A 23464-nucleotide genomic window follows, 5' to 3' on the forward strand; every position below is an offset into this window, starting at 1 on the left:
CCGGCGCTTTAAAGCACAAAAGGAAGAAAAGGAGGGGCTAATAGCCTCTCCTTTTCTTCCCTCGATCACTATTTACCGTTTGAAAAACCCTACCATAATGGCTTTGAGGATGTCTTTTTTCGGTTCATTTTTAAATGTCTTCTTATTCAGGGTGTCTGGTTTTAGTTTGCTGAAGAATGGGTCGCCGGCTTTTTGGACTTTTTCTGGGTTTTTGACGACGAGTTCGCCTGGTTTGGCGCCTTTTTTGACTTCTACTTTGCCGTCCAGCTCCATGCCTTTGTTGATTTTGCGCTTTTCAACTTTACCTGCTTCATTCAGTATATAGACATAGTTTGCCTTTTTGGCCTTAACCACTGATTTTGCCGGTACGGTTGCCGCATTCAACACCTGGGCTGTGACAACGGAAACATCGACATGCGTTCCTTTTACCAGATTGGCGTCTTCCTCTGCAAGCTCGATTTCATACGCGAAACGGCTTGCTTTTTTTACGGAAGGATCTGTCTCTGGATAGGAGGCAATCTTGGTCAGAGTGCCCTTCACCTTTTTCTTGAGCATGTCGGATTTCACGTAAACCTCCATGCCTTCCTTGACCTCTTTCAGGTCCTTTTCGCTAAAAGTCCCCTCGACCTTTGGGCTGTCGGAAATAATCGTCAGGATTGGGTTCTCCAGATCATAGTTGATCTTCTTCACAGTCCCTGCTACCTCGCTGTTGATGCCGAGCTGGTCACTGTCGTTCTCCGAATTGATAGTGTTATCATACTGGTCGATCTCAGATTCAATCCGTGTTTTCTCGCTCTTCTTATCGTAAATTTCTTTTTCAATTGAAGCATTCACAAGATCACGCGAAGACGTCCCAGTTCCAGTTCCAGTCCCGGTACCAGTCGTCCCGTCCCCGGTTACTGGAACGCTGCTTTCCGTAGCGGATTCAGAAACCGACAGCAGGTATTCGAGCTGCTGGATCTGTTCATCGATCAAAGCCGCTTCCCTCACCAGCTGATTCTTTTCGTTCTCTAACTTCTGGCGGTCTGCATCGTCGCCGTCTGAGGCATATTCGTATAAAGGTGTGCCAGAGTCGACCTGGTCGCCTTCTTTTACAAGAAAATTCTTGAAGCCGCCCGGAGTGTCATTATAGTAAACATGATGCTCCTCGACAGGCGTGACAACACCGTCTGCCATGAGGGTTTTAGTGAGATTGTCTTTTCCAGTCGCTGTCCACTTATTGATATAGGAGGAACGCACCGCCTTGCTGTCTTCCTTGAATGCCAGATACAGATTACCTGTGAAAAACAGGATACCTGCAGCAGCGAGGATTGCTGTCTTTTTTTTCATATGGTGCACCTCCCTTATAAAATCTTCTCAAACTGGACGAACGCAAACAGCGCCGAGAATAGCCAGAATATGAGATTGATGCCGATGACCATCAGCAGGACCACGCGCGGATTCTTGCCAGTCAGCATTTTTACGTACTTGTATTCTATAAAAATAGCCCAAAGTTTAAATAGAGAAATAGCCGACATGAAATAGATGATAAAATCATTTCCGGTTATGTACTGGGCGATGATTCCAAGTGAAAATGGCGAGGATACCTTGATCAATCCAAGCGTGGTCGCAAGCGGGATCAGGATTGCTTTTTCCAGCAGCAGGATTGGCAGGACGAATTGCTGGAGTGTCACGAATTTTTTCAGGCCAATGTCGGACAGTGTCCAGAAGAATAGCGCCGGTATGAAAATCATTGCTGCGCCGTAAACAATCCCCCAGATGGTCTGGCCAATCATGAACAGCAGCTTATGTAATTCATAGTTTTCCCGCGAGATAGCGGTCAGGTTTTTCGAAAGATATTCCGAGCCGATGCCAAAATAGGCGCTGATGCCGAAAATCAGGCCGCTGAGCAGGATCAGCATCGTCGTATTCTTCCATACACCGGGTACATATTCTGAATCTCTTAGTTTATATGTATATACATCATAGTCAAAAAGGCCGCGAAGCACAGGAATTCGGTTCATCTTATGTCCCCCAGAATGTCTTTGTATCCTTCATTTTAGCTGAAAAAAGTCAAAAATTGAAATGATAACAGACAGATTTTGTATGATTTTTTAAAATAATGTCACAAAATGGAACCTGTTTCCTTTTTCTATTCAACAATCTCCACAGATTTCCCTGCCCTAATTTTAAAATCAAACAACTCCCTCCTCTAATCGCCCATTTTTGGGTATAATAGAAGAATATGTTTTTTCGGATTTTATAAAATTCTGGCAGCAGATCTTGCCTGCCTTGCGATTGCGTGAGCGCTATACATAAATTTTTCCCATAGGAACGGAGGGATCGCTGTGGCTGTCATACCTGAGAATCAGGCGCCCGTCTTAAAGGAAGCCGCCGTAAAATTAAATACGATGCTCAAGGCTGAGGTCGAAGAGGATGCGCGCCTAGTCCAAAAAGGGCTGATGCTGTATCGCCAGGGAACTGTCCACCATCTGAAGTATATGGTGAAGTCGATCTGGGCAACGGTCCAGGATGTCACGCCAGTTCGTGTGTACATCAATGTGAGCGATCCACAGGAAAGCAGCTGCACCTGTCCGGCCAATTCATTTTGCCGCCACCGCCTGGCCGCCTTTTTCCAGGCATACGGAGAGGTTGCAAGCGTCGGCGATTGGGTTGAAGCCTGGCGCAAGCCTGCAAAAGAACAACAGAGTGCTGAAAAATGGGGGCTGCAGCGCGCGAAGGATCTGGTTCGGAAGGATACGAGGACCGGCCATGATTACGAGCAGTGGGTCGCTTCTTTTAACGAAAGCTTCGAGGAAATCATGAAGGGCCAGGGCGAGCCGAAACCATATGTGGTGCCGGGGCTTTTCCGGACCTATGTGCGCCGGGTTGAGGTGTCTGCGCCGCTTGAAGCCGTTTGGAAAAATCTCTATATGATTGCTGCGGCTGTATATTCGTTTAACTTGTTATCAGAGCTTGCGCGGGAATTCGGCCATGATGAAGATGCGACGATGGACCGCTACTACCGGCCGCTGTTCGAGGATTTGTTCAATGATGCGGAGGAATATATTGAGCGCCTTGCTTTCAATACAATGCCGTTTTCATTCGATGCTTTTTTGGAAAAAATCAAGGATGAGTCCATTGGATTGACGTTCCCGGTTTCGGCTTCAGGGTATGAGCGGATTGATTTGTATCGGCTGCTGTGGGAAAAATTATTCAAGAATGCCGGATGGCGTGAGCAGGAGCGTGCGCGTCTTGAGAAATTCGGCGAAGGCAAACGGGATGTGATCGAGGAAATCGCCCTTGTCCATCAGCTGATTTTGGCGAAGCAGGATGGGGATGCGCTGAAGGTGTTCTCGGGGTTGTCCATTGAGTCGCTGCCTTATCTGTTTTACTGGCTGGACGGATTCCGGGTGCAGCGCGAGTGGAGCCGGATGGCGCCGTTCATCGATTACCTCGTAGGTTCGCTGCGGAATTATTTGAAGCATCTTGGCGAGTATTATACTTGTAAAAAATTCACGCGCTATGCGCTGAAGCTGATTGGCGCCTATACCCGCGAGATTGGCCGCGGCGAGCTGTACGACCGTGCGCTATCCCAGGCGATGCCATACAGCTTCTATGAGTACGAGGATTCCTTGTTCGAGAAACAGCAATACGAGCAGTGGAGTGAGCTGTACTCGTATTTTGGGTTCGAATATAATTCGATTTCAAATGAACGGATCAAGATTCTGCAGAAGGAAGCGCCTGAGGTTCTGATCCCGCTCTACCATCAGATGGTCGGCGATTTAATTGAAATGAAGAACCGCAGCAGCTACCGCCAGGCCGCCCGCCTGCTGAAAAAACTGCGGACCGTTTACAAAAAACTCAAAAGGCTGCCAGAATGGCAAGCCTTCTTCGATAAACTACTGACACGAACCAAAAGACTCCGCGCATTCCACGAAGAATGCACAAGAAACAAGCTGATCGAAGTACCAGAAGAAACAGAAGTGTAACAAAAATTAGTTTAACGCATCACCGCACTGGGGGTCAGACCCCCGGTGCGGTGATGCGGTGAAGCGCCGGGGGTCTGACCCCCAGCGGAGTAGCGCGGTGGTGTGGTGAAGTGCGATACTAGGGGGTGGTTGGATGCTTGAGATTAAGCAGATTCGGATTGGTGTGATGCCTGTGGCTGGCGGGCGTTATTTTTTGAGTGGTGAGGATTTTGATGGTTTTGGCCTGGCTTCGCCGCAATGGAAGAAGCTGTTGTTTTTCCGCCATAAGGAAAGCTATTATGGGACGATGCTTGACAGCGTTAAATGGGGTGCTGCTGAGGGTGTTACGCTCAGCGCCTGGCAGCTTGTCACCTTGTTCGGCGAGGAGAGCTTCAATCGGCTGGTTGAATGGGAATGGGACGAAGTCGGTGATATTTGCCTGTCGACTGCCCATGCTGTTTATGATGCGATTTTGGCGAAGGAGTGGCATCCGGATTTCTCTCAGCTGGAAGGTGAGGATTTTCGCTGGGCTCTGCCTGCGAGCGTACTGGATGAGTTCCATGAGCCTTTTTGGGATGAGGCCATCAAGCTGAATGATGAATCGATCACAGTGCGAAACTTTGTGGCTGATTTGTTCCATAACTCCCTGGAATCCTACTTCCACGAAAACGAAACGATGAAGTACCTGCTCGGCGACAAGCTGGATGTCCTTCGGAACAAGCAGCTTTCTGCCCAGCAGCTGGCTGCCTACTTTGATGAGGACCGCTGGCTGGAGTGGATTGGACTAAAGGAAAGCCCTGCTCCCTTTACAATTGGCATGCGGCTCGAAGAACCGCTTGATGATATGGGTGACTGGAAGCTGGGTCTATTTTTGCGCGGGAAAAATGAAGCGATGCTGATTGATGCCCGGGATTATGAGAGCTACCCGGCTGGCTGGGATGATTTTAGCGAAAAGGTCGAAAACGAAGAATCGCGCCTCGCGAACATCTTCCCATGGATTGCGGATGACGACGGTGACGGCACACGGCTTAAATCCAGCCTCACCGAGGATGAAGCGTGGATGTTCCTGACCGAAGCGAGCGAGACTTTGATCGCGCTTGGCATCGAAATCCTCCTCCCTTCCTGGTGGGAAGCGGTCAAGAACGCCAACCTGAAGGTAAAAGCTAAACTAAAGGGCCAGACTGGCTACCGCCGTTCGTTCGTCGGGCTGAATGCGATGCTCGATTATGACTGGCGCTTCTCGATGAATGGCGTGGATCTCAGCGAGGATGAATTCCAGCGCCTTGTGAACGAAAAGCGGCGCCTTGTGTATTTGAAGGGCCGCTGGATCAAGCTGGACCATGGATTCATCCGCCAGATCCAGGACCTGATGAAAAAAGCCGATAAGGAAGGCTTACATATTCGTGACCTGCTGCAGCAGGAGCTTTCAGATGAAGACGGCGAGGATGGAGACGGGCTCGACGACCCGCGCGCATTCGCAAAAATCCAGATCGAGCTGAACCGCCATTGGAAGCAAATGATCAAGCAGCTGTCTGAAACGAAGGAAATTCCTGATTCCCCTGTGCCGGCCGGATTGCAAGGCGAGCTGCGCCCATATCAGAAGCTCGGCATGAACTGGCTGCTGTTTTTGCGAAAATACGGCTTTGGCGCCCTGCTTGCCGATGACATGGGTCTCGGGAAAACTATCCAGCTGATTTCCTACCTATTGTCGGTAAAAGAACAGGAAAACGACGGGCACCCTGCCCTGATCGTCTGCCCAACCTCTGTCCTTGGCAACTGGCAAAAAGAAGTCGAGCGCTTTGCTCCTGAGATGAAGGTCCATCTTCACTACGGCCCGAACCGTCTGAAGGGCACGATTTTTACCGAGGAAGCTATGAGTTCGGATATCGTGCTGACTTCATACGGCCTGACGCACCTGGATTTCGAGGATCTCGAGAATGTCGAATGGAGCGCGGTGGCGATTGACGAGGCACAGAATATAAAAAATGCGGACACCAAGCAATCGCGTGCTGTCCGCAAGCTGAAGGGCAAGCATCATATCGCCCTGACCGGAACGCCGATGGAAAACCGCCTGTCCGAGCTGTGGTCAATTTTCGACTTCACCAACCGCGGCTATCTCGGCAGCGCCGGCCAGTTCCAGAAGCAGTTCATCCTGCCGATTGAAAAAGAAGATAAGAAGGAAAAAATCACCCAGCTTCAGTCACTGATCAAGCCGTTCCTGCTGCGGAGGACAAAGAAGGATGAAGACGTGGCCCTGAACCTTCCGGATAAGGTCGAGCAGAAGGAATATTGCCCGCTGACTGCAGAGCAGGCGTCCCTGTATGAACAGCTTGTAAAAGATACATTCGCACAAATCGAGCAGCTATCCGCGTTTGAGCGCAAAGGGTTGATTTTACAATTGCTGAGCCGCCTGAAGCAGCTTTGCAACCACCCGGCACTTTATTTAAAAGAGGAAAAACCGAAGCACCTCATCGACCGTTCAGCAAAAATGGAAAAGATGATCGAGCTTGTCGGCGCGGTGCTGGAGCAGGAAGAAAGCTGCATTATTTTCACTCAGTACATCGGAATGGGCGAAATGATCCAAAGCGCTTTGAAAAAGGAATTCGACATCGAGGTTCCGTTCCTGAACGGCAGCCTGCCTAAAACGAAGCGCGATGAACTGATCACGAAGTTCCAGAACCGAGAGTTCCCGGTATTCCTGCTTTCTCTGAAGGCCGGCGGCACCGGCTTGAACCTGACAGCGGCGAACCACGTTGTCCACTATGACCGCTGGTGGAACCCTGCGGTCGAGAACCAGGCAACAGACCGTGCGTACCGGATTGGCCAGAGCCGCTTCGTCCACGTCCATAAGCTGATCAGCACCGGCACGCTTGAGGAAAAAATCGATGCCATGCTTGAAAAGAAGCAGTCATTGAATGACCAGATCATCCAGAGCGACAGCTGGATTACCGAGCTGTCCACAGAAGAGCTGCATGAGCTGGTGTTTTTATCGTAACGGATTGGAACCAGTACCTGTTTTGGTACTGGTTTTTTTCAACTTGAAGTTCTAATCTTAAAGAAACCAGTGCGGGAGAGTGCAGCCTTTCCAGCAATCACAAAAAAACCAGCTGGTCACCTTCCCGCCAGCCGGTCAAAATTAGAGGGTATATTGGAGATTCGTCTTTGATTCTCTCTATGAATGCTTAACCAAGAAGAGTGTCCGAGGAACTAGTTTTCGAATCATGTTTTAATGTATTCCTTTTTGCTGTACGCATCGGGTTTTGGCGGTTCGGCTATGAATGAGTATACGCGGTGGACTTGTTGTTCTTTCGTGGCGATTTCAAGCTGCTGGACCTTCTTCATGAGTTCGTCGACTCTTTCATTGTTCTTCCCGACCATTTTGATGAGGCTGACGAGGAGCTTTTCAAGAGATTCGTTCTCGCTAGGCAAATGGAAGTTCCTCTCTTTCCACTGGCGGAGCCTGGCGCTGTTCGTTCTGTCTCGAAAACGGCTCGTGATGATGTTCCCGCTGCGGCTCTCTTTCCCGCGGATCATGCTGGTCCTTTTGAGGCTTCGTGCCCAGGAACCTGACACCTTCGGCAACGACTTCGGTGACATACACCTTTTTCCCATCCTGGTTTTCATAATTGCGGGTCTGGATCCTTCCGGTCACGCCAATGACAGAGCCCTTCCTGCAATATTGGGCAGTGTTTTCCGCCGTCTTGCCCCAAAGCGTGCAGTTGACGAAATCAGCTTCAATATCACCATGGGGGTTTTTGTAATGCCTTGTTACCGCAAGCGTGACATTGGTGACTGCCTTGCCTTCCTGGGTCCATTTAAGCTCCGGATCCCTGGTCAGGCGGCCGACTAATGTAACCTGGTTAATCATCCTTTTCAACTCCTTTCTCTGTTCTACCCACATCATATTCTCATGCAGGACAAGAGTAAAATCGCCAAAAATGAATTTTCCCCTGCAGAAAGATAGATCCAAAGGACTATTTCCTGCCCAAAAATGAATTTCCGCCATTTTTGCATCCTGAAAACTCATTTTTAGCAAAACGGATGAAATATTTTTCGACATTGCTATTCTTTTTCGGAAGCTTATCCTTTTTTTCGCTTTCGGTTCTGACTATGTTATAATTTGGACAAGTATTACAGGAGGTGGTTGACATGAAGACCTTTAAGTTGATCTCAATGCAGCTTGCTGATGATGATGCTTTAGTGGATATCGATATGGAGGATGGCCTGATCATCAATAAAGAGGATGATAAAGGCACGTGGCTTGTCGAGGTTTTTACCGACCACAAATACATTCCTTATTTTGAAGATGCGTGCGCGAATGACAAGGAAATTATCGTGCAAGTCGTCATCACGAAAAAAGAGAATGACCCGGCTGCTTTTTCCACAAAAGTCTGCTGCGTAAAGAAGCTTAAGAGCCATGCCAGCATCCTTCTGACCGGAAAATTGACAAAACCAAAGAGCGATTATCCTGAAAAACTGCTTGAATACCTGATGGATAAAGGCCTAACTGGCGAGGCACTGATGGCGGAATTCAAGGACAAAATGATTTCCCGGCCGAAAATTTTACAGCCTAAAAAAGTTTAATTGAACTCCTGCTGAATGCGGGAGTTTTTTTATTCCAATAAAAATAGGCAGGAGCACTCTCCCGCCTAACATTTTTACTGGTCTTCTTTATTTTTATCGTTCATATCTCTTGTGTCTTCAACAGCATCTTCGCCTGGCTCGTTGTTGTCCTTCATCATGTCGCCATCGTCATCTGTGTTGACATCTGGAGTGTCAGGTACGTTTTCATCATTATCATCGATAACGCCATCGTTATCAACATTTCCATTGTTATCGTTCATGTCATTGTCTGCCGGATTCTCAACATCCACATCATCATTTGGAGGAGGATTCTGATCATCATTGTTCGCGCAGCCTGCAAGGAACATAGCCGATAGCAAAGAGCCACCGATTAGCATTAATAGCTTTTTCTTCATGAGTAAAAGCCCCTTTCATTAGTAGGTTTTTTAAGACCTGTTGCACGGGTCTGCTGTTATATTGCCCACTAACGGAAAAAACTTGCATGTTTCCATTTTTTTATGCAAAAAAAATAACCCGGAACAAGTGTCCGGGCAAATCGTTATTTAATCGCAAATGTGAGCTCAGCTTCGCACGCTAGCTCGCCATCTACCGTGGCAATCGCTTTTCCTTTTCCAATCGGTCCGCGAAGCTTGACCATTTCAACCTCAAGGCGAAGCTGGTCGCCTGGCTTTACCTGGCGCTTGAAGCGGCAGTTGTCGATGCCGGCAAAAAGGCCAATCTTGCCGCGGTTTTCTTCAACCATCAGCATCGCTACAGCCCCTACCTGAGCAAGTGCTTCAACGATCAGCACACCAGGCATGACTGGATAGTCCGGAAAATGTCCGTTGAAGAACTCCTCATTGGCAGTAACATTTTTAATGCCAATGGCTTTTTTCCCTTCTTCGACTTCCACAATTTTATCAACGAGCAAGAATGGATACCTGTGAGGAATGATTTCTTTAATTTGAGTGATATCAAGCATTTTTAGTACCTCCTATTAATATTAGGTGCTTAACTCCCATTGTACTAAAAAACAATATAAAAAAGGAAGGGAATTTCCCTTCCTTCCTTAATTATTCTTTATTCACCAGATCAATAATATGAGTCCAGGTTGATTTTTCAAAAATATCCTTCGCTTCTCCGTTGCCCATGACGGCGTAACCGAACATTGCTCCAAGCATGATGCTTAAAGCTAACAGGATAAGGACAATTATAATCCGAAGCCAGATCGGAATAAGGCGAACCCGGATTCTTTTCTTATTTTCGCGTGCTTTTTTCGTTTTTTTCACTTGTTCACGCGTTGTTGCTTCCTGATTATTCTTGTTCAAAGCCATTCTGTTCTTCCCTTCTTAACGGATCCCGTTCACCAGCCCCAGCATCTGGTCCGCGATATTGATGGATTTGGAGTGGAATTGGAAGCTGCGCTGGACATTGATCAAATCCGTCATTTCTTTGCTCATGTCGACATTGGACTGCTCAAGCACGCCCTGCTGGATTGAAATCTGATTCCTTAAAGGACCATCCAGGCCGGTAAGGATGTCTGCTTCCGTCACGCCAAGTCCCGCTAAATCTTCCGGTAATCCAAGCAAATTGCCGCCCTTTTGCTCTAAAAACTGCGGCTTCTTTACTAATACTACACCAAGATTCACGTCTTGCGTCGATCCATCGTACATTTCAGCAGAAAAATTTCCGTTAGGACTGATGCTGAATTGCTTTACGTTTCCAGTAATGGTAATTGGCTGGTCATTTTCATCAAGGATTGCATGTCCATCGCTGTTCACCAGCATTGTTTGATTGTCACCAATAGGCGATAAGTATAAAGCGCCGTTCCTTGTGAAGCTGATCGCCGAGCCGCCATTTTCATTCTGGACCATGACACGGTATAATTGCCCCTCTTTTGTAAAAGCGGTATCCAATTGGCGGTCAGTTGTTTTAATATTTCCCTGGCTAAGAACCATTTGCACCTGGCCAAGCCTTGCGCCTGTTCCCTGCCGGATATTGAATGGCGTCATCCTGTTTTGCTCCAGCGCATTATTCGGCTGGTTCCGGAACTCCTGGACGAGCAGATCGGTGAAAGATGCTTCACGGCGCTTATATCCATTGGTATCAACGTTCGCCAGGTTGTGGCTGATAATATCCATCTGCTTCTGCAGCTGGGACAATGTATTCGTAGCAGTAAACATGGTTCTGTTCATATATGATCCCTCAACGCAATCCGTGGGCTGGATTGTTATTTATTTTAAAAATAATAAGTCCAAAAAACAGGTTTACAGTCTGCCGATTTCATTCGCGGCTTTTTCCATGCTGCGGTCATAGGCCTGGAGGATCTTCTGGTTGGCTTCGAATGCGCGGTAGGCTGTCATCATGTCGGTCATCGTCCTGCTGATATCGACATTTGATTGCTCAAGAAAACCTTGCTGCATCTTGAATTGGACACCTGGCGTACCTAATGCGTTTGGAAGCGGCGCACCATCTTCTGTCCGGAACATGCCGTCGCCTTCCTTGATCATCCGGAGTGGATCGTTGGCATAACCAATGCCGAGTATCGCGTTTTCGCCGTTTTCCCCGGTAAGCACCCCAGCTTCATTGATACTAAAGCGATCACTGGAAAGCTGGATTGGCTGGCCAGCCTGGTCAAGAACATATTGGCCGCTGCCGGCTGTAAGGAAGCCTTGTCCATCAACGGTGAAGTTCCCATTCCGTGTGTAACGGACAGAACCGTCTTCATGGCGGACATTGAAAAATACCGTACCATTATCAGGCATCGTAACATCCAGAAGCGCTACGTCCGTTGACCTGCCCGTATCGCGCAAATCGCCCTGTATGAACTTTGGTATCGCCTCCTGCATATAAACACCGGTATTTATCGTGCCAATCTCTTTGCTGAAAGGCAGGTTCAGCCCTTTTTCCGTCGGTATATTTGTCTGGTCAAAGCGCTGCAGGAGCATTTCCGGGAAAGCCTTCAATGCAGATTGATCCGCTTTATAGCCCGGTGTATTTGCATTAGACATATTATTGGTCAGCATTTCCGTCCTGCGCTGCTGGGCAAACATCCCGGATGCCGCTGTATAGAATCCTTTAAACATATATCCACCTCATTGGAGCTTTGTCTCCTAGTGTAAATCGAATCGTAATCTATAAATGCTTAATACTGTATAGCACAGTGTGTAAAAACTGACTGGAAATTCCCCTGGATAATTTCCAATTCGTCGATATATGAAGCAATTTCGTCGATAAAATTCATTTTCCGTCGATATCCGGGGCAGTTTCGTCGATATATTTCTTTTTTCGTCGATATAAATCCCGATTTCATCGATATCTATTTTACACCCTTATATCTGATGCGATTTTTCCATGAAATCGACCAAAATAACCTGACAAAACAGGAAATTTTTTCTCTAATTCCTATTATATGAAATATATCGGCGGGAAACATTAAAAATTTGCAGGAAAATGTAGGATTTTAGGTTTTATTTGCGAAAAATTGGGTATAAACCAAAAAAATCCGGAGTCCAACGGCTGCTTTCTCCGTCAAACTCCAGATTTTTAACCTACCTATTTATACAATTCTGCGGCGCCCAGCGATGCGGTCGATGTTATCGAGCATGATGCCGGTTCCAATTGCAACACAATCCATCGGGTTGTCAGCAATCAATACAGGGACCTTCAATTCTTCCATCATCAGCTGGTCAATGCCATGCAGCAATGCACCGCCGCCAGTTAAAATAACGCCGCGGTCGATGATGTCTGCGGAAAGCTCAGGCGGTGTGCGTTCCAGGACTGTTTTTGCCGCCTGGACGATGACTGCTACAGATTCTCTTAATGCCTGTTCCACTTCTTCGGAACGGACTGTGATCGTTCTTGGAAGACCGGAAACCATATCGCGTCCGCGGATTTCCATTTCTTCGTTACGGCCGCCAGGGAATACTGTTCCAATTGTCAGTTTAATATTTTCAGCTGTTCGTTCACCGATCAGCAGCTTATATTCGCGTTTAATATAATTTAAAATTTCAGCGTCAAACTTGTCGCCAGCCATTTTTATCGATGCAGAGGTTACGATATCGCCCATGGAAAGCACGGCAACATCCGTTGTACCGCCGCCGATATCCACAACCATATTGCCGCTGGGCTGGAAGATATCCATGCCTGCGCCGATTGCTGCTACCTTTGGCTCTTCTTCAAGGTATACTTTCTTGCCGCCGCTCTTTTCAGCTGCTTCCTTGATCGCTTTTTGCTCAACGCTTGTGATGTTCGTTGGACAGCAGATCAGGATGCGCGGCTTGGACAGGAAGCCTTTCACATTCAGTTTGTTGATGAAATGCTTAAGCATGGATTCGGTTACATCAAAGTCAGCAATGACGCCATCCTTCAACGGACGGATCGCTACGATATTGCCAGGTGTACGCCCAACCATACGGCGCGCTTCCTCACCGACAGCCAAAACTTTATTCGTGTTTTTATCAATCGCCACAACAGACGGTTCATTCAATACAATTCCTCGGCCTTTTACATGAATCAACACATTGGCAGTACCAAGGTCAATCCCAATATCCCTTGCAAACATTCTGATTTTTCCTCCTTGATCATGGCTGGCTGCGGCTGAGTAAGCCTCGTTTCTCTCTGACGCAAAGTCTCGTCTATGTAAAAATAGATCACGATGTTCGAGATTTCCAGACGCTGCCGCAATCTGCGAACCATATTCTACCCTAATTGTTTATTTTATCACAGAAGCCTGAAATAAGTAACTCATTGCTGAAAAAATCGACATGATTTGTTGATTTTTGTCATGATACCTGAAATTCTTGTTTCCTTACTGTAAAATTGGAAATAGGGAGTAAAATGGATCGGAGGAATTTTACATGAATTTTTTAATTGCCGCAGTCGTTCTCATCATAATCGCTGCGTTCATGATTATTAAAAACGCCCGCAATTCTGCTGAGCGGGGAGAGGGGCCGGATATTAGCGATCCGAAGTCGGCTCCTGATAATATCGGCGATCATGATGGGGATGGCGACGCAGGGGAATAGTGCGCGCAGCTTCCAGACAGAGTGGCCTTGTCCCATTCTGTCCATGATAAAAAGGCGGCAGCCTCCGCTTTTGAATTGAGCAGAATCATACACGCCTTTTGTGGCGATGCCCGGCTTTATGTATGTCAAGCTGGGCATTTTCTATGTTGGCTTCTGTTCTTCCACAGCTGAATTACGTTCCCTCCCTTCACTTCAGGCTATAATTCCGGATTGTTTCACTTAACAGGCTCTTCTTCCCTTTCCTCTTTCCTGTACTTTAACTTAGTAGCCTCTCCGCCTCTTAAATGGCGAATCGATTTATGATAATCAAGGATCTCTTTTACTTCATTGGCAAGGTCAGGGTTGATCTCAGGCAATCTTTCTGTCAGGTCTTTATGGACTGTACTTTTGGACACGCCAAACTCCTTCGCTATGACGCGAACTGTTTTCCTCGTCTCCACGATATACTTTCCAATCTTGATTGTTCTCTCTTTGATGTAATCGTGCACACCACTCGCCCTCCCTAAATTGGATGTGAGAAGTGTGAAATGAGACTCGCTTTCATCAGCAAATACTGTTTTCCGCAAAGATAACTGCTTGCGGCAGAAGGCATGGCCTTCTGGATATTACAATGATTAATCATGTCCCCAGCTAAATCCTCAGGTCTTCAAACGACTCCTCACCTCAAACACTCTCTTTGTCAGGTTTGTAACATTTTATTAGCTTGGTTGATGATATATGCACGAAAAACACAATAGGGACAAGGTATTATAAAGTTTTTTAAAAAATCTAACAATTTTAATGGTTTATTTGGCTTTCTTTTGCGGTTTGCTTTTTAAATTAGGCTGTTGATTTTAGTTCCAGGCGCTTCGTTTTCCGCGGGGCTGGCGTTTAGCCTCCTCTTTGCTCCTGCGGGGTCTCACCTGGCCAGCTGCAACCGCAGGAGTCAGCACGCCTGGAACGGAGAGCAACAGGGTTTGTATTGAAGACCTAAATACAACACACCCAATTAATATATAAATCAAAGTGTAATTGTCCTTGCTTTCCCCCTCCTTTAAAAGAAAATCTTTCCTCAACACCCAAATTGAGGACAAAAAAGCGAACCCATATGCGAATCTCTGTTAAGGAGTTTATTTTTCATTGGGGGAAGATTGCTGTGATTACGTACAGACAAACAAGAAAACAGCGTATTAGAGAACAGAAACGCAAGGTCGCACTTAAACGGCGCAGGCAGGCTGCGGGTGCCGCGCTCGCGGGGTCGCTGGCAACGGCATTGCTGTTTGGTATGGGACAAAAGAAAATCGAGGCTGATGGCGCGATGTACATCGTTAAAAAAGGCGATACATTGTACAGCCTTTCCAAGAAGTTCGATACTTCAGTAAAAGTCCTGCAGGACGGAAATTCGCTTCAAGGTGATAAGATCCAGGCAGGCCAGAAATTATATATTCCTGTTAGTGAACCTGAGAATGAAGCTGGTATTTATAAGGTAAAAAAGGGCGATACCCTTTATTCTCTTGCGAAAAAATACGGTGTCACCGTGAAGGATTTATTGAAGGAAAACCGTTTATTAAAAGAAACAATCTATGTGGGACAGGAATTAATCGTACCTACCCATTATCATCAGGCCGGCAAGGGCACTTATACTGTCAATCCCGGAGACACGGTGTGGAGCATTTCCAAGCGATTCGGCATCAGCCCAAAAGAATTGAAGGCAGCAAACAGCTTGCAGGATGATATGGTCCTGATCGGCCAAAAGCTGCTGATTCCTGGTGAAATCCAAACGATGGAGGCAACTGTTGCCGGTGCTGCAGACAATTTCACCGTTGAATTTACGCAGAATGGACAGGCAGTTCCTTTAAAGGTTGCGTATGGAACGGCAAGGAAGTATCAGGAGCTTGCTGGTGATAAATTGATTGTTTCCTATAAGAATGGTGCGGTTGTTAGTATAGATTAATTGAGAAAGAACCCATGGATTTTTTAACCCTGGGTTCTTTGCTTGTTTACCAGCTGTTGAATTCTACGGAAACATTATTTGATTGACATGTTTTAAACTTTCATTATATTTTCCAGTGCGGTACTGCTTCCAATCTTTTGCTTTCTTCTCCTCATAATAACGAATAGTCGATTTCCAAAGAAGCTCTCCCTCTTCTTCAGTCACGTCAAGTACGACCTCTTCATTACTAAGATTATATGCCGTAAAAGAAATTCCATCCCTTGCCCATGGTGATGGTGGCAAAGGCAGGAATACAGAATAGACCCTGTTAAAAGAAGGGGAGTTGAACGTGAATAATTCATAAACTTCGTGCTCATTTCCTTCTTCATCATAAAAAGGCATCTTCGTCTCAATCACTTCGACTTGTGGCATTTCGCTTGAACCATTAACACCGGATAGAACAAAGATAACTAATATGATATGCATTATTATTTTAATCGCCATTCATTTCATAACCTCTTGGGTGATAGTTTCTTACCCAAATATTATCCTTAATCAATAGTACTATCGACAGGAAATATTATACATCCCCATCAAAACTGCATCGTCCTCATCTGGCTGTCCGTCGCTTTGATCAGCTCGCCCCATGTCCGATGTCCCCGGCCCTTGAATTGCTGGAGCAGTTCTATGAACAAATAGGCGGTGGTGAGCGTATCGCCTATAGCGCTATGGCGGTCATAAATGCGGGTGCCGAATGCCATGGCGTATCGATGCAGATCGCGCATATCGTATGAGGGAGCGATAAAGCCAATCAAATCCAGAGTATCGATTGTAAACAGTTTTTTCAGTCCAAGTTTTTCCCGCTTTAGCTCGCTCTTCAGGACAAGGGCATCAAAGCTGACATAATGGCCGACAAGGCATACTGCTTCGTGTGATTCGACATAGGTGAAAAATTGAGATATCGCCTCCATAGCGGGTGGCGCTACGCTCACAAGCTCGTTTGTAATCGATGTTAATTCAATTATTTCCCGAGAAATTTGTCGCTCTGGATTTACATATGTCTGAAATTGATCCTTTTCGCTGACCTTCAGTCCCTGGACCGGGACTGCGCCAATTTCAATGAGCCGATCAGCTGTTGCCACCTGGAATCCCGTCGTTTCTGTGTCGAATACGATAAAGGTTAGCTCCTCGATTGGCGTCGACAAAGGGATATTTTCGTAAGTTAAGTTGCAGGAAATATGCTTGCGTTGAAAGAACATGCCCTCCTCCTCTCTAACCCGGCTCTTACACTGAAAATCTGGCAAATACCATTCCTTGCAGTTCTCTCATCGTCCGCAGGCTGAGGATCAGTTCATCCTTTTGCCTCGTCGACATCGATGAAAATGAGAGAATAGAACTCCCCTCTTCATTTTCCCACCGCTGCCTGATATACAAATTGAGTATATGGCTGAATGCATCTCTTAAATCGTGAAAAAATGCTTCTGTAAAAATACCTTTCTCTTTCAAGGCTGCTAGTTTTTCAAGTGGGGTTCCAGAGATTCCCCCATAATACAGAGATAGAATCTGCAGGCTGTGGTGAAAAGGAAAAAGAATCTCTTTCTTCATATCAATGCTTTTCCGTCCAAGCTTGAACAGCGCCCTGATCGGTTCATCGAGTGTCGGGATTTCCTGCTCACGCTCAGCCTGCACCATCCTGTATAAAAAGATCTTGGAGCGATCCAGCAATTCAGCTATTTTCGTCTCGAACTCCTGGTTCAGCTGTTCGCTTCCTGACGCAAAACGATAGGAATAAAAGTTCTGGGCTAGCAGCAGGTTTTCGTTGGTGGACTGCAGCATCCATTTCCTTACCCGGTCCTGCCACTGTAAAACCGTTCCTCTCCACGCAGACTCGCTCGACATCATCAAGCCTTTGCAGCGGGCATAGCCAGCTTTTTCAAGCATCGTGGTGATCTCCTTACCCAGCATTTCAAAATAGGCATGGTCCTCTGTCTCACCATAGACAAGGAAGTGGTCCTGATCAGTCAGCATGAATTGTTCCCCGCGGCCGCTGGATCCCATCAGGTAAAATGCGAACGGTGCAGGCGCCGCAAGGCCCTTCCTGCGCAGCACTTCAAGTGATAATTCCACAGCCCTGCCGATCAAGCGGTCATACAGTTTCGTTATGATTTCAAGCATGGCCAAGACCGGCACCCGATCTCTTATCAGAGTTTCAGTAATTTCATAAATGGCTGCTTTAATTTCAGGCAAGGCTGCTTCATCGACCTCTTCAATCTTTTTAATCGTCCTCATGACGCTATCATTCTTTTTCCGGTGAAGATCCGTAAAGGTAATGATACCGGAAACTTCACCCTCATCCACGACAGGCAGATGCTTGATTCCTTTTAAAAGAATCTCGGAAATAGCATCATAGTAATAAGCAAATCTCGAAATCGTGACAGGGTTTTCAGTCATCACCAGGCTGGAAGGCTCCTGAAAAGACATTCCCTTTGCAACGACTCGATCGACAATATCCCTCTCGGTGATGATTCCTTTTAGTTCTTTACCCTCTACCACCAATACCGAGCTTGTCTTGTTCTCCGCCATTGTTTGTGCAGCTTCCTGGATGCTTGTTTTAGGAGCAACTGCGACGATTTTTTCCGACATGAGATCCTGGACCCTGGTGAGAATGGTTTCTCCTTCCCCCATCCCCTTTGCCAGCTTTACCTGTTCTGCAAGCGATCCATATACATCCTTCAGCCTGATGGCTACCTGGGTCAACAGATAGTCGTGGACATTTTGGTCGTCCCATCTTTTAGCGAGGACTGAAAAAGGAATCAGCAGCGCCCTTACCTCTTGTACAGCCCTGACTTCAACTGTCGGCTGTGCTTTTTCTGCCTTTGCAATCCCAAGGAAATCGGCAAGGCTGGAAAAACCAACAATTTCGCCCTCGCGGATCACTTCGAGTACTTCATCCTGACCAGCAGCATTTTTCACAAACACTTCGGCAATTCCCTGTAAAATCAGCAAAAGCCCCTGGCGAGGAGTTTCTGCCTGGAGCATGATTTCTCGTTTTTTAAAGGTTAATGCTTCGCATTCCTCGACAAGGGAAAGGGCCGTGCTTTCCTCCACCCCCTGGAATAAGGGGTGGAGCTGCACAGCCTTCCAAATTTCCTTATAGAGCTTTTGTTCCATCGTCATTCATCCAAACTTCACCGTTCTTATACACCATTTGTTCAGGATAGCGAAGGTCGAGTACTTCCTCCTGAATTTTTTGTGATGGTGCAGGAGTGGCTAGCGAAACAACGACATTGGCAAGGATCGCAGCCGCAGCTCCGAATACGCCGGCACCTGTGTCAATTATGCCAAGGATCGTGTAGCCACCGTATTTTGCCGCGAAGATATAGGCAAGGGTGACGCCAAGTCCGACAAGCATACCGGCAATGACACCCTGTGAGTTAGAGCGCTTCCACCACACTCCGAGAATGAGAGCCGGGAAGAACGTACCGCTTGCAAGCGCGAATGCCCAGGCAACGATTTGCGTGATCGCTCCTGGAGGGTTAAGCGCAATGAGACCCGCAAGCAATGTAGCGACGACAATCGAGATACGCGCTACATTCAGACGTGTTTTTTCCGAAGCGTTCGGCTTCATGACGCGGTAATAAATATCGTGTGCAAACGCAGACGATATGGCGATCATCAAGCCGCCCGCTGTAGAAAGCGCTGCGGCCATAGCGCCTGCCGCTACAAGGCCGATGACAAATACGCCAAGATTCGCGATTTCTGGTGTCGCCATAACGACGATGTCATTGGAGATGATCAGTTCCTTCCATTGAAGGATTCCATCGCCGTTTCCATCAGCGAGCTGCAGTTTGCCAGTATCAACCCATGTTTTCGTCCACGCCGGCAGTTCAGTGATTTTGCTGCCAGCAACCTTCGTCATCAGGATGAAGCGAGAGAATGCCGCATAAGCAGGTGCGGACAGGTAAAGCAAACCGATGAACAGAAGTGCCCATGCTCCTGACCAGCGGGCTGCCTTCATCGTTGAAACCGTATAGAAACGGACGATAACGTGCGGAAGTCCCGCCGTACCGGCCATCAATGTAAACATAAGTGCAAGGAACTGCCATTTCGTACCGTTTGTGAATGGCGCGAAGTACTCTGAAATGCCGAGCTCACGGTCCAGCTCGCCCATCTTCCCGACCAATTCGCCATAAGAAAGCCATGGCAGCGGGCTGTTCGTAAGCTGCAGGGACATAAAGATAACCGGAATCAGGTAAGCAATGATTAAAATGATATACTGTGCTACCTGTGTCCATGTAATCCCCTTCATACCGCCGAATGCTGCATAGACGGCAATCAGGACAACACCAATCATCGTCCCAAGCTTCGCATCAATTTCAAACAGGCGCCCGATTACCACGCCTGATCCAGAAAGCTGGCCGATAGAGTACGTAAAGCTGATGATAATCGTGGAGATTGCGGCGATGACACGTGCTGTATGGCTGTTGAAGCGGTCGCCAATGAATTCAGGAACGGTATAGCGCCCGTACTTCCTGAGCTGCGGTGCAAGCAGGAACGTCAGCAGAAGATAGCCGCCCGTCCAGCCCATGATATAGGCAAGCCCGTCGTAACCAAGCAGCATGATGGTCCCAGCCATCCCGATGAAGGACGCCGCACTCATCCAGTCAGCGCCGATCGCCATTCCGTTAAAAATTGGCGGGACCCCGCGGCTTGCCACGTAAAAGTCAGATGTCTGTTTTGCTGTATTATAGACAGCGATACCGATATACAAAGCAAAGGTTGCTAAAATAATAGATAATGAGACCAAAAATTGTGTATCCAAAGTTCTCCCCCTTTTTCAGCTGCTTTCTATTTTTCCATAAAAGCAAAAATGGCTGCCCTCAGAAATTAGTGATCCAGGCTTTTACCTTCACTTAATTTCACATTTTTCTCTTCATCGATTCCATACTTTTTGTCAATGCCATCGCTGACCTTCGCGTTTACGAACAGCAGGATAATGAAGGTCAACACTGCTCCCTGTGCTCCCATAAAATAGTGGAACGGGAATCCGCCGATCGAAATCTCGCTAAGCGGCTCTGCGACCAGCACGACACCGAACGAAACAATGAACCAGATCGCAAAATAAATGATCATGTTACGGTTTTTCTCGCGGAAATACGCATCTGCGACTGCCTTATCAATTTTCTTCACACTTACACCCCTTTGTAATTGCTAATCCCCTTTGTATAATCCCATTGGTTAACGGACACGGAATCTAAAACCATTACGAGCTGAAGCCATTCCCTCTCCTTCTTAAAAAAATTTGGGTTATATGAACTCTGCCATGGCAGAGCTGATACCTGATTCGAATGATTGAAGTCTAAGATGTGAATTTGTTTCCTGGATGTGGTCGTAAATGATTAACTGAAGATTGTCTGAAAAAGTTTAGCTGAGGCTGAAAATAAACTTTAATGTTTCGAAAAACGGAGCTGGCACCATGATAATCTGGATGAGGAAATAGAGAAATATGCTAAGGAACGGCACTGTAAGAAAAATCATCTTATTTTTTCTGAACGCTATGTACAGGCTGATGCCTGTAATGGCCAGAAGGCCGATTAAAATAATCACAGATGGATTCCTCCAATTTCATAATTTTACTAAATCTTTAGAAAATTTAATTTTATTATCCATATTCTGTCCACCCTGGTCAAGTAACTCTATTCAAAAAATGTAATCGGTTACTATGTCGATATTTTAACGAACGTTGGAAAAACGTCAGCAGAATAAAGGTTTTTTGAACTTCTCTATTATTAAATTTGTCGAAAAAAAATTTTTGTTAAATTTGACTGTGGTTTTGTTGAGTGTTGGATTTTTGTAGGGAGTGGGACTCTACTTCATTTGGAAAAGCTAGATATAAAAATTTAGAAGAGACAATAACTCACATTGCTTGGAGATTTCATTGCACCTGAGATGTGGAATATTCAGCTGGACTGCATCGGGCAAGGCTCTCATTACAATTCAGATACAGAAATGCCACCTGAAGCGCATTGGGCCGGGCTCTCATTAAATTATAGATGCAGAAAATCATACTGAACTTCATCAAGCAAGGCCCTCTTTACAATTCAGATACAGAAATGCCACCTGAAGCGCATTGGGCCGAGCTCTCATTAAATTATAGATGCCGAAAATCATACTGAACTGCATCGAGCAAGGCTCTCATTGCAATTAATAGGTGGAATATTTTGTTGAACTACTTTGAGCACTGCTCTTATTACCTTTTTTAAAGGCGAAAAAAAGGAACGCCCGATGAAAGGCGATCCTGATAAATCCATTTATCACCAGCAGGCAATGCTGCCGTCTGTCCTTGCTTCCGTGCCGCCGGTCAGCACGCCTGATTCCGGATTGCGGACGATGACCTGTCCCCGGCCAAAACCGCCGCCATCATACGCTACCTTCATCTGATGCCCACGTGCTGCCAGCTGCTTGACGACATGGTTCGGGAAGTGATGTTCGACTTCAATCTGTTTACCTTCAATCCACTGCCAGCGCGGGGCGTCCAGTGCTGCCTGTGGGTTCAACCCGAAGTCAATCATATTCATTGCCACCTGGACATGGCCCTGCGGCTGCATATACCCGCCCATGACTCCAAATGGGCCCACTGCTTCTTTTCCTTTTGTAATGAAGCCAGGGATGATGGTGTGATACGTCTTTTTCCCAGGAGCAAGCGCATTTGCATGATTTGGATCGAGCGAGAAATCATGCCCGCGGTTTTGCAGGCCGATGCCGGTACCTGGAACCACGATTCCTGAACCGAAGCCCATATAGTTGCTCTGGATAAACGAAACCATATTGCCTTCCCCGTCGGCTGTCGCCAAATACACCGTTCCGCCTTTTGGCAGCTGGCCTGGTTCAGGCATCATTGCTTCTTCACCAATCTTTGCCCGGGCTTCCTCTGCAAATTTTTCAGAAAGCAGATCGGCAGCCTTAGCCTGCATAGTCGCTGGGTCAGAAACATATTCCTTGCCATCCGTGAATGCCTGCTTCATCGCTTCAAGCTGGAGATGGACGCCATTCACATCTTCACGGTGTGTAAACTCGTAGCCTTTTAAAATATTCAATGCCATCAAGGTGACAATTCCCTGGCCATTCGGCGGTATCTCCCAGATTTCATGGCCTCGGTACGAAACGGAAATTGGATCTACCCATTCCGGATGATAGCTTTCCAAATCAGACTTGCTAAGGAAGCCGCCTGCTTTTTCAGAGGCATCAGCAATCCTTTCCGCCAGCTTCCCTCTGTAAAAACTCTCCCCGTTACTCTCTGCGATTTCCTGGAGCGTGTTTGCATGGTCTTCTGACTTCCACATCTCGCCTGCCTCTGGCGCCCTTCCATCCGGGGCGAATACGCGGAACCATTCTTCATAGTCAGCTCCCTGGAAACGAGTCTTATAGGCTTTGTAGGCACCGTTCCAGTATTTTTCCAGAATCGGAGTGAGCGGGTAGCCATTTCGGGCATAGTCAATCGCCGGCTGCAGCACTTCCGTCAGAGGCAGTCGCCCAAATTTTTTCGAAAGCTCGGCCCACGCTGCTGGTGCGCCTGGAACTGTTACCGGAATCCAGCCGTGCGAAGGCATTTTTTCATGGCCAAGTTCCTTAACTTTCTCAATTGAAATGGATTGTGGTGCTGGACCGCTGGCATTCAAGCCATGAAGCTTGTCCTTCACCCACACTAGGGCAAAAGCGTCACCGCCGATTCCGTTAGAAGTCGGCTCGACTACCGTAAGGCACGCCGCAGTGGCAATCGCCGCATCAATCGCGTTGCCGCCCTTTTTTAAAATATCAAGCCCAGCCTGCGCAGCAAGCGGCTGAGAAGTTGCCACCATCCCATTGCGGGCTACAGTCGCCATGCGCTGGGAAGGATAAGGATATGTATGCAAAGACATGTTAGATTCCCCCATTTATTCGTCTTACGAAATATTATACTAAAATAGTTGAAAATTCTAAATAAAAAAATCTCTCCTTTTTAAAAAGAAGAG

At 47.0% G+C, this 23464-nt stretch carries 23 protein-coding genes; 5 read left to right on the forward strand and 18 right to left on the reverse strand.

Annotation, left to right across the window (positions count from 1 at the left end; genetic code table 11):
* Positions 1 to 72 precede the first annotated feature (72 nt).
* Both AC3EBE_RS22930 and AC3EBE_RS22935 read right to left on the reverse strand, forming a co-directional pair.
* Positions 73 to 1329 (reverse strand): efflux RND transporter periplasmic adaptor subunit, encoded by a 1257-nt coding sequence (locus AC3EBE_RS22930; protein WP_488597348.1) that lies wholly within the window; start codon positions 1327 to 1329, stop codon positions 73 to 75.
* 14 nt (positions 1330 to 1343) lie between these two features.
* Entirely contained in the window at positions 1344 to 2003 is a 660-nt protein-coding gene (locus AC3EBE_RS22935) for a hypothetical protein (protein WP_488597349.1), read from the reverse strand.
* Between the two features lie 324 nt (positions 2004 to 2327).
* Between AC3EBE_RS22935 and AC3EBE_RS22940 the strand changes: the two genes are divergently transcribed.
* Both AC3EBE_RS22940 and AC3EBE_RS22945 read left to right on the forward strand, forming a co-directional pair.
* A complete protein-coding gene (locus tag AC3EBE_RS22940; RefSeq protein ID WP_488597350.1) occupies positions 2328 to 3971 on the forward strand; it encodes an SWIM zinc finger family protein in 1644 nt (547 codons plus the stop codon).
* A 133-nt stretch (positions 3972 to 4104) separates the two neighbouring features.
* Entirely contained in the window at positions 4105 to 6945 is a 2841-nt protein-coding gene (locus AC3EBE_RS22945; RefSeq protein ID WP_488597351.1) for a DEAD/DEAH box helicase, read from the forward strand.
* A 224-nt stretch (positions 6946 to 7169) separates the two neighbouring features.
* Here the strand turns inward: AC3EBE_RS22945 and AC3EBE_RS22950 are convergent, their stop codons facing one another.
* A complete protein-coding gene (locus AC3EBE_RS22950; RefSeq protein ID WP_488597352.1) occupies positions 7170 to 7379 on the reverse strand; it encodes a hypothetical protein in 210 nt (69 codons plus the stop codon).
* Entirely contained in the window at positions 7372 to 7818 is a 447-nt protein-coding gene (locus AC3EBE_RS22955; RefSeq protein ID WP_488597353.1) for a single-stranded DNA-binding protein, read from the reverse strand. The genes AC3EBE_RS22950 and AC3EBE_RS22955 overlap by 8 nt, the downstream gene beginning before the upstream one ends.
* A gap of 281 nt (positions 7819 to 8099) precedes the next feature.
* Between AC3EBE_RS22955 and AC3EBE_RS22960 the strand changes: the two genes are divergently transcribed.
* Positions 8100 to 8534, forward strand: a complete 435-nt coding sequence (locus tag AC3EBE_RS22960; RefSeq protein WP_488597354.1) for a YwpF-like family protein — start codon at positions 8100 to 8102, stop codon at positions 8532 to 8534.
* Positions 8535 to 8608: 74 nt separating this feature from the next.
* Here the strand turns inward: AC3EBE_RS22960 and AC3EBE_RS22965 are convergent, their stop codons facing one another.
* The 6 genes from AC3EBE_RS22965 to mreB all read right to left on the reverse strand — a co-directional run bounded on the left by AC3EBE_RS22965 (position 8609) and on the right by mreB (position 13077).
* On the reverse strand, positions 8609 to 8929 hold the full coding sequence (locus tag AC3EBE_RS22965; protein ID WP_488597355.1) for a hypothetical protein: 321 nt from the start codon (positions 8927 to 8929) through the stop codon (positions 8609 to 8611).
* Between the two features lie 143 nt (positions 8930 to 9072).
* Positions 9073 to 9495: a 3-hydroxyacyl-ACP dehydratase FabZ gene (gene fabZ, locus AC3EBE_RS22970; RefSeq protein WP_488597356.1), complete on the reverse strand. Its 423-nt coding sequence runs from the start codon at positions 9493 to 9495 to the stop codon at positions 9073 to 9075.
* 91 nt (positions 9496 to 9586) lie between these two features.
* Positions 9587 to 9847 (reverse strand): DNA-directed RNA polymerase subunit beta, encoded by a 261-nt coding sequence (locus AC3EBE_RS22975; RefSeq protein ID WP_488597357.1) that lies wholly within the window; start codon positions 9845 to 9847, stop codon positions 9587 to 9589.
* Positions 9848 to 9862: 15 nt separating this feature from the next.
* Positions 9863 to 10708, reverse strand: coding sequence for a flagellar hook-basal body protein (locus tag AC3EBE_RS22980; protein WP_488597358.1), 846 nt, complete (start codon positions 10706 to 10708; stop codon positions 9863 to 9865).
* Between the two features lie 72 nt (positions 10709 to 10780).
* Positions 10781 to 11599, reverse strand: coding sequence for a flagellar hook-basal body protein (locus AC3EBE_RS22985; protein WP_488597359.1), 819 nt, complete (start codon positions 11597 to 11599; stop codon positions 10781 to 10783).
* 473 nt (positions 11600 to 12072) lie between these two features.
* Positions 12073 to 13077: a rod shape-determining protein MreB gene (gene mreB / locus AC3EBE_RS22990; protein ID WP_488597360.1), complete on the reverse strand. Its 1005-nt coding sequence runs from the start codon at positions 13075 to 13077 to the stop codon at positions 12073 to 12075.
* 295 nt (positions 13078 to 13372) lie between these two features.
* Here mreB and AC3EBE_RS22995 point away from each other — a divergent pair, with 295 nt between their 5' ends.
* A complete protein-coding gene (locus tag AC3EBE_RS22995) occupies positions 13373 to 13540 on the forward strand; it encodes a hypothetical protein (RefSeq protein WP_488597361.1) in 168 nt (55 codons plus the stop codon).
* Between the two features lie 215 nt (positions 13541 to 13755).
* Here AC3EBE_RS22995 and spoIIID read toward each other — a convergent pair whose 3' ends face one another.
* Positions 13756 to 14028, reverse strand: a complete 273-nt coding sequence (spoIIID, locus tag AC3EBE_RS23000; RefSeq protein WP_079506386.1) for a sporulation transcriptional regulator SpoIIID — start codon at positions 14026 to 14028, stop codon at positions 13756 to 13758.
* A 647-nt stretch (positions 14029 to 14675) separates the two neighbouring features.
* Between spoIIID and AC3EBE_RS23005 the strand changes: the two genes are divergently transcribed.
* Positions 14676 to 15473, forward strand: a complete 798-nt coding sequence (locus tag AC3EBE_RS23005) for a LysM peptidoglycan-binding domain-containing protein (protein WP_488597362.1) — start codon at positions 14676 to 14678, stop codon at positions 15471 to 15473.
* A 63-nt stretch (positions 15474 to 15536) separates the two neighbouring features.
* On the opposite strand, the gene AC3EBE_RS23010 is transcribed toward AC3EBE_RS23005, so the two are convergent.
* From AC3EBE_RS23010 to ggt, 7 genes are all read right to left on the reverse strand, one after another.
* The gene (locus AC3EBE_RS23010; protein ID WP_488597363.1) at positions 15537 to 15956 is read right to left on the reverse strand and encodes a DUF1292 domain-containing protein; all 420 of its coding nucleotides are present in this window, start codon (positions 15954 to 15956) and stop codon (positions 15537 to 15539) included.
* A gap of 89 nt (positions 15957 to 16045) precedes the next feature.
* Positions 16046 to 16711, reverse strand: coding sequence for a 3'-5' exonuclease (locus AC3EBE_RS23015; protein ID WP_488597364.1), 666 nt, complete (start codon positions 16709 to 16711; stop codon positions 16046 to 16048).
* A gap of 25 nt (positions 16712 to 16736) precedes the next feature.
* Positions 16737 to 18623 (reverse strand): DUF294 nucleotidyltransferase-like domain-containing protein, encoded by a 1887-nt coding sequence (locus tag AC3EBE_RS23020; RefSeq protein WP_488597365.1) that lies wholly within the window; start codon positions 18621 to 18623, stop codon positions 16737 to 16739.
* On the reverse strand, positions 18604 to 20274 hold the full coding sequence (locus AC3EBE_RS23025) for a sodium:solute symporter family protein (RefSeq protein ID WP_488597366.1): 1671 nt from the start codon (positions 20272 to 20274) through the stop codon (positions 18604 to 18606). The genes AC3EBE_RS23020 and AC3EBE_RS23025 overlap by 20 nt, the downstream gene beginning before the upstream one ends.
* Positions 20275 to 20339: 65 nt before the next feature.
* A complete protein-coding gene (locus tag AC3EBE_RS23030; RefSeq protein WP_488597367.1) occupies positions 20340 to 20642 on the reverse strand; it encodes a DUF4212 domain-containing protein in 303 nt (100 codons plus the stop codon).
* Between the two features lie 234 nt (positions 20643 to 20876).
* A complete protein-coding gene (locus tag AC3EBE_RS23035) occupies positions 20877 to 21059 on the reverse strand; it encodes a hypothetical protein (protein WP_488597368.1) in 183 nt (60 codons plus the stop codon).
* Between the two features lie 707 nt (positions 21060 to 21766).
* On the reverse strand, positions 21767 to 23371 hold the full coding sequence (gene ggt / locus AC3EBE_RS23040) for a gamma-glutamyltransferase (protein WP_488597369.1): 1605 nt from the start codon (positions 23369 to 23371) through the stop codon (positions 21767 to 21769).
* Positions 23372 to 23464: the final 93 nt, after the last annotated feature.

Source organism: Mesobacillus sp. (assembly GCF_057785455.1).